This is a genomic window from Isoptericola sp. NPDC060257 (assembly GCF_042726645.1).
In the GTDB taxonomy this organism is placed as follows: domain Bacteria; phylum Actinomycetota; class Actinomycetes; order Actinomycetales; family Cellulomonadaceae; genus Isoptericola; species Isoptericola nanjingensis.
The window spans coordinates 1-8,463 of sequence record NZ_JBHXAW010000199.1; the positions used below are offsets into that span (position 1 = coordinate 1).

The 8,463-nt window shown below is 74.6% G+C and carries 9 protein-coding genes; 6 read left to right on the forward strand and 3 right to left on the reverse strand.

Annotated features, from left to right (window positions below):
• The 3 genes from ACFWEK_RS15370 to ACFWEK_RS15380 form a co-directional block, all read left to right on the forward strand.
• A partial coding sequence (locus ACFWEK_RS15370; RefSeq protein WP_430554583.1) for a toprim domain-containing protein occupies positions 1-248 on the forward strand: 248 nt, incomplete at its 5' end.
• A gap of 74 nt (positions 249-322) precedes the next feature.
• A complete protein-coding gene (locus ACFWEK_RS15375) occupies positions 323-892 on the forward strand; it encodes a DUF5063 domain-containing protein (protein ID WP_430554584.1) in 570 nt (189 codons plus the stop codon).
• Between the two features lie 39 nt (positions 893-931).
• Entirely contained in the window at positions 932-1,708 is a 777-nt protein-coding gene (locus ACFWEK_RS15380) for a TSUP family transporter (protein WP_429766615.1), read from the forward strand.
• On the opposite strand, the gene ACFWEK_RS15385 is transcribed toward ACFWEK_RS15380, so the two are convergent.
• Positions 1,705-3,477: a peptidoglycan recognition protein gene (locus tag ACFWEK_RS15385; protein WP_430554585.1), complete on the reverse strand. Its 1,773-nt coding sequence runs from the start codon at positions 3,475-3,477 to the stop codon at positions 1,705-1,707. The genes ACFWEK_RS15380 and ACFWEK_RS15385 overlap by 4 nt on opposite strands.
• A 246-nt stretch (positions 3,478-3,723) precedes the next feature.
• On the opposite strand from ACFWEK_RS15385, the gene ACFWEK_RS15390 reads away from it, so the two are divergent.
• Both ACFWEK_RS15390 and ACFWEK_RS15395 read left to right on the forward strand, forming a co-directional pair.
• Positions 3,724-5,025 carry an aspartate kinase gene (locus tag ACFWEK_RS15390; protein WP_430546077.1) on the forward strand — a complete coding sequence of 434 codons (1,302 nt, stop codon included), beginning with the start codon at positions 3,724-3,726 and terminating at the stop codon, positions 5,023-5,025.
• 7 nt (positions 5,026-5,032) lie between these two features.
• Positions 5,033-6,148 (forward strand): aspartate-semialdehyde dehydrogenase, encoded by a 1,116-nt coding sequence (locus ACFWEK_RS15395; RefSeq protein WP_430554586.1) that lies wholly within the window; start codon positions 5,033-5,035, stop codon positions 6,146-6,148.
• 71 nt (positions 6,149-6,219) lie between these two features.
• Here ACFWEK_RS15395 and ACFWEK_RS15400 read toward each other — a convergent pair whose 3' ends face one another.
• Entirely contained in the window at positions 6,220-7,032 is an 813-nt protein-coding gene (locus ACFWEK_RS15400; RefSeq protein ID WP_430554587.1) for an alpha/beta fold hydrolase, read from the reverse strand.
• A 41-nt stretch (positions 7,033-7,073) separates the two neighbouring features.
• Positions 7,074-7,784, reverse strand: coding sequence for a MerR family transcriptional regulator (locus ACFWEK_RS15405; RefSeq protein ID WP_430554588.1), 711 nt, complete (start codon positions 7,782-7,784; stop codon positions 7,074-7,076).
• Between the two features lie 39 nt (positions 7,785-7,823).
• Between ACFWEK_RS15405 and ACFWEK_RS15410 the strand changes: the two genes are divergently transcribed.
• Positions 7,824-8,279 (forward strand): DUF6194 family protein, encoded by a 456-nt coding sequence (locus ACFWEK_RS15410; protein WP_430554589.1) that lies wholly within the window; start codon positions 7,824-7,826, stop codon positions 8,277-8,279.
• Positions 8,280-8,463: the final 184 nt, after the last annotated feature.

The window sequence follows — 8,463 nt, forward strand, 5'->3', positions numbered from 1 at the left end:
CCGACGACCTGCGCATCAGCCAGCTCATGACCCGCCTCGCCGACGGCACGGTCACCGAGGTCATCCTGGCCACGGACCCCAACATCGAGGGTGAGGCGACGGCCACCTACCTGTCCCGGCTCATCGCGCCCATGGGCGTCACCGTCTCCCGCCTCGCGTCGGGTCTGCCCGTCGGGGGAGACTTGGAGTACGCGGACGAGGTGACCCTCGGTCGCGCGTTCGAGGGCCGGCGGGTCGTCGGCGGCTGACCAGCCGAGACGCACCCGAGACACGCACCGACCGCATCACCGACGCCGCCACCGCGGCGGGAGGGGGCAGCACCGTGGGGGAGATCGAGGCGGGATCGGAGTTCCGGGACGTCGCCGAGCAGATGTCCGCGCAGGCGCGCGCGTTCCTCTCGACGACGACCCAGGTCGCGTCGGGCGCCGCACCGGGCGCGGAGATCGCGCTGCTCATCCTCGCGACGTCCGACCTGCTGTCCGCGGGCGCGCGGCTCGCGGCCATCGTGGACGTCGTCCCCGCCGAACGGTGGGAGCCTGACGCCGGCCCCGAGACCGACGTGGACCCGCTGCGCGACGCGCTCGCGCGGATGTTCGACGGCTTCGACGACTACGTCGAGGTGTCCGACCCGGCGCTGAGCGCCGACGTCGCGCCCGCGACGCTGTCCGGCGACCTGGCGTGCGTCGCCGAGGAGATCGCCAAGGGCCTGCAGCACTTCGACGACGGCCACGAGCTCGAGGGCCTGTGGTGGTGGCAGTTCAGCTACCTGTCGGTGTGGGGCGAGCGCGCGTCGTCGGCGCTGCGCGTGCTGCAGGGCGTGCTGGCGCACCTGCGGCTCGACGTCGCGGACGACGTCGCCGCCGAGGCGGAGTACGACGCCCTGCACTCCTGACGCGGTGGTCCACCGGGGTGCCGTGCGAGGATTCCCCGCGTGCCCGACCTCGACACCCTCACCATCGTGCTGCTCGTGCTGGCCGGGCTCACGGCCGGCTGGGTCGACGCCGTCGTGGGCGGCGGCGGCCTGATCCAGCTCCCCGCGCTGCTGCTGGTGCCCGGCATCTCGCCGGTGCAGGCGCTGGCCACCAACAAGCTGGGCTCGATCATGGGCACGTCCACCAGCGCCGTGACGTACTACCGCCGGGTGGGACCGGACCTCACGACGGCGGGACCGATGGCGGTCGCCGCGCTGGTGGGGGCGTTCGGCGGTGCGGCGCTCGCGAGCCGCATCCCGGCCGACCTGTTCAAGCCGATCATCCTCGTCGTGCTGATCGGCGTGGCCACGTACACGGTGCTCAAGCCGAAGCTCGGCGCGCACGACAACCTCCGCTGGGAGGGCAACCGGCACCGCTGGACGGCCGCGGGCATCGGCCTCGTCATCGGCGCCTACGACGGACTGCTCGGCCCGGGCACCGGCACGTTCCTCGTCATCGCGCTGGTGAGCGTGCTGGGGTACGCCTTCCTCCCGGCGTCGGCGCTGGCCAAGATCGTCAACTTCGCGACCAACCTCGGCGCGCTGCTGTTCTTCGTGCCGCACGGCGCCGTCCTGTGGGGCCTGGGGCTGATGATCGGCGCCGCCAACCTCGTGGGCGCGTACGTCGGGGCGCGGATGGCGGTCGCCAAGGGCAGCGCGTTCGTGCGCGTCATCTTCGTCGTCGTGGTGGGCGCGCTGATCGTGAAGCTGGGCTACGACGTCGTCACCGGCGCCTAGCGGTGCGACGGGCCGGCGGGGAGCTCGTTCAACAGCGCTGACGTGACCTTCACGTCCCGCAGCTCGCTCCAGCCGACCGCACGCGTGAGCCGCCACCAGGCGGCTCTCGTGTAGACGCGCTCCCTGCGGCCGTCGTGGACCCGGTAGAGGTAGCCCGTCCGGTCGGACCGGGCGAAGAACGAGATGGGCTCGACGTCGAAGGCGTTCTTGGCCCGGTCGGGGATCCGGGGGTCGGTGCAGTCGCCACCCCAGTGGCGCACGGTGCCGCAGGCGGTCGCCCACATGAGGTCGCCGTTGCCGTCGAGCATGACGTAGCGGCCGGACGGCACCCGGGCCCAGCGGGAGTCGAAGTCGGTGCCCCGCTCCAGGCTCGTCAGGAACGTACGGCTCGCGTACGAGGCCCGGCCGAGCCGCTCCGCCAGCGCGGCGCGAGCCCGGGTGCTCGTGAGGAGGTGCCGGGTGCTGCCGGAGACGAACCACACCTCGTCGCGGGAGGCGTGCGGCCGGTACTCCACGAGGTACCCGGTGCTCGCGTTCCACAGGTGTCCCCACCTGGCCTGGTCGTGCGCGACCTTGCTGCGGATCTCGGTCATGCGCCGGTCGATCGAGGCTCCCGGGCAGGCGGTGCTGCCCACGTCGCGGTGCCCGGAGATCCGGGCCTCGCGCGAGCCGTCGAGGGTGGTGTGGCCGCGGGCGGGGACGCCGTGCAGGGTGAGCTTCCAGGCCAGCAGGTCGATGACGCCGCGGACGGCCGCGTCGCTGACGGTGGCCTGCTCGTAGTTGCCGAGGACCGACACGCCGACGGTCTCGTCGTTCACCCCCACGGCGTGCGCCCCGACGATCTCGAGCTCGACGCCGCCCGTGCGTCCCTCCCAGATGCGGCCCCACCGGTCGACGAGGAAGTTGTAGCCGATGTCGCCCCAGCCGCGGGTCTTCGCGTGGTACGTGTAGATGCCACGGATGATCGACGGCACCTGCGAGGACGTGTAGCTGTTGGTCCCGGCGGTGTGGTGGATGATCGCGCCCTCGACCTGCCCCTGCCGCGGGGTCCAGGTCATGAGGGACTCGTCGGCGCCCCAGTCGGCGCGGGACCGGATGGCGGGCCCGTCGTGCTGGTCCCCGGTCGCCACCGCGCCCGGGAGCCGCACGACGCCGCCGGCACCCTTCCCGAAGGGCGAGAGGGCGCCGTCGTCGTCGAGCGACGGGTCCGCGGCGGCGCGGTCCACCGCGCCCCGGCCGGGGTCGACGGCGACGAGCTCGACGTCGCGCACGTCCTCGGCCGCCACGTTCCCGACCGCCACCTCGACCCGGTCCACCGCCCCGACGACGAGGGGCGCGGACCCGCCCTCGGACGCGTCCGGATCGGGGGCCTCGACCTCCATCGGGCTCCAGGCCGACCACGTGGCCCCGCCGTCGTCGGAGGTGCGGGCCGCGATGTCCAGGTCGGCGTCGGCGGGACCCGACCAGGTGACGCCGACGGTCGCGAACCCGCTGACGTCGGAGGCGGCGGTGACGACGTCGTCGCTCGTGGCCCGCGTCTCGTCCGAGCCGAAGGTGCGGGCGGTGCCGGGGGCGGGCGGCGCCGCCGGCGTCACCTCGACGGTCGCCTCGACGGCGGACGGGTCGCCGCCCGCGCCGCCTCCCGCAGTGGTGGTCGCGGCGGACCGCGCCGGGAGGTGGGGCACCGCCACGGTCGCGGGAGCCCCGGCGGCGACGAGCGCGAGCGCCACGGCGACGGCGGCGGCGGATGTCCAGCGGCGTGCTGTCATCGGTCGGTCTCCTGGCACGGATGGCAGGTGGACGACGCCAACATAGACCGGCTCGTGCCGTCGCGCGGCCCGGAGCGCGCGGGACGACCCGGCCCGCACGGCGCCGGTGGTGCCGGGTGCTCACGGAGGCCACGATGCGAGACGGCGGCGGTGGGCCCGCCGGGACGGCACGTACCATCGACGGGCAAGCACAAGCCCCGGCGGACCGTTGAGAGAGACGGAGGCCGGCCAGCAGAAGGTTGTGACATGGCACTTGTCGTGCAGAAATACGGCGGATCATCCGTCTCCGACGCCCACAGCATCAAGCGCGTGGCGAAGCGGATCGCCGCGACCAAGCGAGCGGGGAACGACGTCGTCGTCGTGGTGAGCGCCATGGGCGACACCACGGACGAGCTCCTCGACCTCGCCGGGCAGATCACCCCCCTCCCCCCGCAGCGCGAGCTGGACATCCTCCTCACCTCGGGTGAGCGCATCTCGATGTCCCTGCTCGCGATGGCGATCACGAACCTCGGGGTCAAGGCGAAGTCCTTCACCGGCCAGCAGGCCGGCCTCATGACCGACGCGGTGCACGGCCGCGCGCGGCTCGTGGACGTGGTGCCGCACCGCATCCGCGAGACGGTGGAGAAGGGGCAGGTCGCGATCGTCGCGGGCTTCCAGGGAGTCAGCTCCACCAACGACGTGACGACGCTCGGCCGCGGCGGCTCGGACACGACGGCGGTCGCGCTCGCGGCCGGCCTCGACGCCGACGTCTGCGAGATCTACACCGACGTCGACGGCGTGTTCACCGCCGACCCGCGCATCGTCCCGAGCGCCCGCAAGATCGACCGCGTCACCTACGAGGAGATGCTCGAGCTCGCGGCGTCCGGCGCGAAGGTCCTGGCCCTGCGCGCCGTGGAGTACGCGCGCCGCTACGACGTGCCCGTGCACGTGCGCAGCTCGTTCAGCAACACCACCGGCACCCTCGTCACCGGCACGCACGGCGACGCGATCGACCCGAACGCCCCGGCGGCCGAGGAGGAAACCCAGATGGAAGCCCCGATCATCTCCGGCGTCGCGCACGACCGCAGCGAGGCCAAGATCACCGTCGTCGGCGTGCCGGACAAGCCCGGCACCGCGGCCCGCATCTTCGAGGTCGTGGCCGGCGCCGGCGCGAACATCGACATGATCGTGCAGAACGTCTCGGCCGCCCACACCGGGCTGACGGACATCTCCTTCACGTTGCCGCACGCCGACAGCCCCAGCACCCTGGCGGCGCTCAACGCGCTGCAGGAGGAGCTCGGCTTCGCGTCGCTGCAGTACGACGACCAGATCGGCAAGCTGTCGCTGGTCGGCGCGGGCATGAAGTCGCACCCCGGCGTCTCGGCGCGCCTGTTCGGCGCCCTGCGCGACGCGGGCATCAACATCGAGATGATCTCCACCTCGGAGATCCGCATCTCGGTGGTGACCCGGGAGGACGCCCTGGACGACGCGGTGCGCGCCATCCACACCGCGTTCGACCTGGACTCCGCCGACGGCGAGGCCGTCGTCTACGCAGGCTCGGGGCGGTGACGCGCTGATGGTCCAGATCAACGAGTCCGGGATCAACGTCGCCGTCGTCGGCGCCACCGGCCAGGTCGGCGGCGTGCTGCGCCGCCTGCTCGCGGAGCGCGCCTTCCCGGTCAAGGAGCTGCGGTTCTTCGCGTCCGCGCGCTCGGCGGGCAGCACGCTGCCGTTCGAGGGCGTGGACGTCGTCGTGGAGGACGTCGCGGCCACGGCCACCGACGACCTCGCGGACGTCGACGTCGCGATCTTCTCGGCGGGCGGCGGCACGTCGCGCGAGCACGCGCCCCGGTTCGCCGAGGCGGGCGCCGTCGTCATCGACAACTCGTCCGCGTGGCGGCTCGACCCCGAGGTGCCGCTGGTCGTCTCCGAGGTGAACCCGGAGGCGATCGCCGACGCCGCCAAGGGCATCGTCGCGAACCCCAACTGCACCACGATGGCCGCGATGCCGGTGCTCAAGCCGCTGGCCGACGAGGCCGGGCTGGAGCGGCTGCGCGTCGCCACCTACCAGGCGGTGTCCGGCTCGGGGCTCGGCGGCGTCAAGGAGCTCGCCGACCAGGCGCGCGCCGCCGTGGCCGGCGACCTCGAGGGCCTGGCGCACTCGGGCGGGGCCGTGACGTTCCCGGAGCCCTCGACGTACGTCGGACCCATCGCGTTCGACGTGCTGCCGCTCGCGGGCAACCTCGTGGACGACGGCTCCGGCGAGACGGACGAGGAGCAGAAGCTCCGCAACGAGTCCCGCAAGATCCTCGGCCTGCCCGACCTGGCCGTCGCGGGGACCTGCGTCCGCGTGCCGGTGTTCTCCGGGCACTCGCTGGCGATCCACGCCGAGTTCGGCGCCGCGATCACGCCGGAGCGGGCGCGCGAGCTGCTGGCCGCCGCGCCGGGCGTGGAGCTGGCGGACGTGCCGACGCCCCTGCAGGCGGCGGGCGCCGACCCGTCGTTCGTCGGGCGCATCCGCACCGACCAGTCCGTGCCCGGCGGGCGCGGCCTCGTGCTGTTCGTCTCCAACGACAACCTGCGCAAGGGCGCGGCGCTCAACGCCGTGCAGATCGCGGAGATCGTCGCCGCGGACCTGGCCGAGCTGGACGCGCTCGACGGCGTCGACGCGGCCGAGGCAGCGCCCGCCTGACGTCGGCGCACGACCGCCCCGGGCCCGGTGACGAGCGATCGTCGCCGGGCCCCGGCACGTACCCGCGGCGGTCAGACGGTGCCGAGGATCAGCCGGCTGACGCCGCCGGGGTCCTCGAGCACGGCCACGTGCCCCACCCCGGCCAGGTACTCGACGCGGGCGCCGGGCACGGCCTCGTACCGGCGCGCCGACGCCGGGTCCCAGCGCGGGTCGGCGTCGCCGAAGACCACCAGCGGCGCGGCGCCCGCCGCGGAGAGCCGGTCCGGCAGCGGCCGCTCGGCGAGGTAGGCCGCGTAGCCGTCCATGATCCGCCGGAAGTCCCGGTACCGGGTGCGGCGCACGTCGGCGAGGAAGCCCTCGGGCACGACGACCGGGTGCGCGGTCACCGAGCGGATCCCGCGGCGCAGCATCCCCGTCGTGCGCAGCGGCCAGAGCAGCGGGCCGAGCGGTCGCCCCATGAGGACGCGCACGGCAGCGGCCTCCGGGAGCATCGCGTCCGGGGCGGGCCCGGTGCTCAGCAGGACGAGCGACCCGACCAGGTCCGGTCGCCGCACGGCGAGCTCCGTCGCGACGTACCCGCCGCTGGAGTGCCCGACCACCCGGGGCGCGGTCACGCCCAGCTCGTCGAGGAGCGCCGCGACGCGGTCGGCCTGCGCGGGGACGTCGTACGGGGGCGCGGAGGCCGAGCGGCCGCAGCCGGGCAGGTCGATCGCGAGGACGCGACGGGACGCGGCGAGGGCCGGGATCGTCGGCGACCAGCTGGCAGCGGTCGCGCCCGACCCGTGGACGAGCAGCAGCGGCGGCGCGTCGGACGGCCCGTCGACGACGACGTGGATGCCGGCCACGATCCTGTCGCGGCGGAAGCCTGTGCGGGGATCGCTCACGCTCCCAGCATCGCCGGTCCCGCCCCGCGACGCCGGACGGGCTACGGGGCGCGCTCGGCACCGTCCAGGACGGCGGCGAGGTCGGCACCGGCCTTCATCAGGGCCACGGACCGCACCGCGATCCGGTCCAGCCGCTCCCGCAGCGCGGCCTCGGCCTCGGCGGTGCCGCCGAGCCCGTGCAGCGCGGCCACCACGGCGCGCAGCGCGGGGATGCCGTACCCGGCGGCGCGGAGGGCGGCGACCACGCGGGCGGTCGCGGTGGCGGGCACGTCGTAGACGCGCGCGCCGAGGGAGCCCACCCGCTGGGGCTCCAGCAGCCCCTCGGCCTCCCAGTGCCGCAGCGTGGACGTGCGCACGCCGAGCGCGCCGGCGAGCTCGGTGATCGTCAGGCTGCTCCCGGGGGAGGGCGCCGCGGCTTCGCTCCGGATCGCGTCGAGCGCGGTGAGCGCCTGGAGGGTCTGGGCCCGCTCGGCGGCGAGCCCGGCGTGCAGGTCGTCGACCGCGGCGGCGGCACCCGCGAGGGGCGCCCCCTGGAGCTCGGCCGTCGTGCGTCGCGCGACGACGGGTCCGACGGCGGTGGCGAGCCCCCGGTAGGCGCGGGCGGCCAGGACGTGGCGGGTGTCGTAGGTGCGGTACCCGTTCGGCGCGCGGCGGGCGGGAGGCAGGACGCCGAGCCGTTCGAGGTCGCGCACCTGCTGGACGGAGTAGCCGGCGGCGCGCGCGACGTCGACGGTACGCAGCGGACGGTCCATCCTCACCCCACAGAAGCACTTCAAGGTCACGCTTGAACCATGAGCACGAGTATGGAACAGATCGTCGACACGGTGCGGCGCCTCGACGGGGCGCTCGTCCTCGAGCCCCGCGCGGGGGACGGGACGCCGGAGATCGCGTGGGGCGACGCGTTCTTCTACTACGCCCCGGACGGGCAGGTGCCGACCACCGTGCAGCCGTACGGCACGCTCGTCACGAAGAACTACCCCGACGACGTCTCCTGCGACCTCGACCGGCCGGACCGGTGGCGCGTCAACGTGCACGTGGGCCGCGAGCGGGCGAGGGAGCTCGTGGGCGGCCGGGAGCACGACGCGGTCGTCCCCGACGTCCTGCTCCCGCACCCGCTGTACGGGGACCTGGGGTGGGTGTGCGTGGTGAACCCGGGGGAGCGCACGAGCGACGCCGTCCTCGGCCTGCTGCGCGCCGCGCACGACGCCGCGCGACGTCGGTACGAGCGCCGCCGCGGGCTCTCCTGACCGCCGGTCCCGGGCGGCGAGGAGGCCGCCCGCCTCCTTGACTGGGGAGATGGCGTGGTCCGCGGACACCTGGTCGAGCCTGGCGTTCGTCGTCGCGGGTGCCGGGATCCACACCACGGCGCGGCGGCCCCGTGCCCGAAACGGGCCCCGCGCCGCGCACCGCGTCCACGCCCTGCTGGTCGGC

Bases quoted from the DNA above. Each gene is read 5' to 3' on its own strand.
- ACFWEK_RS15385 (WP_430554585.1), bottom strand. From the start codon at position 3,477: ATGACAGCACGCCGCTGGACATCCGCCGCCGCCGTCGCCGTGGCGCTC.
- ACFWEK_RS15390 (WP_430546077.1), top strand. From the start codon at position 3,724: ATGGCACTTGTCGTGCAGAAATACGGCGGATCATCCGTCTCCGACGCC.
- ACFWEK_RS15395 (WP_430554586.1), top strand. From the start codon at position 5,033: ATGGTCCAGATCAACGAGTCCGGGATCAACGTCGCCGTCGTCGGCGCC.
- ACFWEK_RS15405 (WP_430554588.1), bottom strand. From the start codon at position 7,784: ATGGACCGTCCGCTGCGTACCGTCGACGTCGCGCGCGCCGCCGGCTAC.
- ACFWEK_RS15410 (WP_430554589.1), top strand. From the start codon at position 7,824: ATGAGCACGAGTATGGAACAGATCGTCGACACGGTGCGGCGCCTCGAC.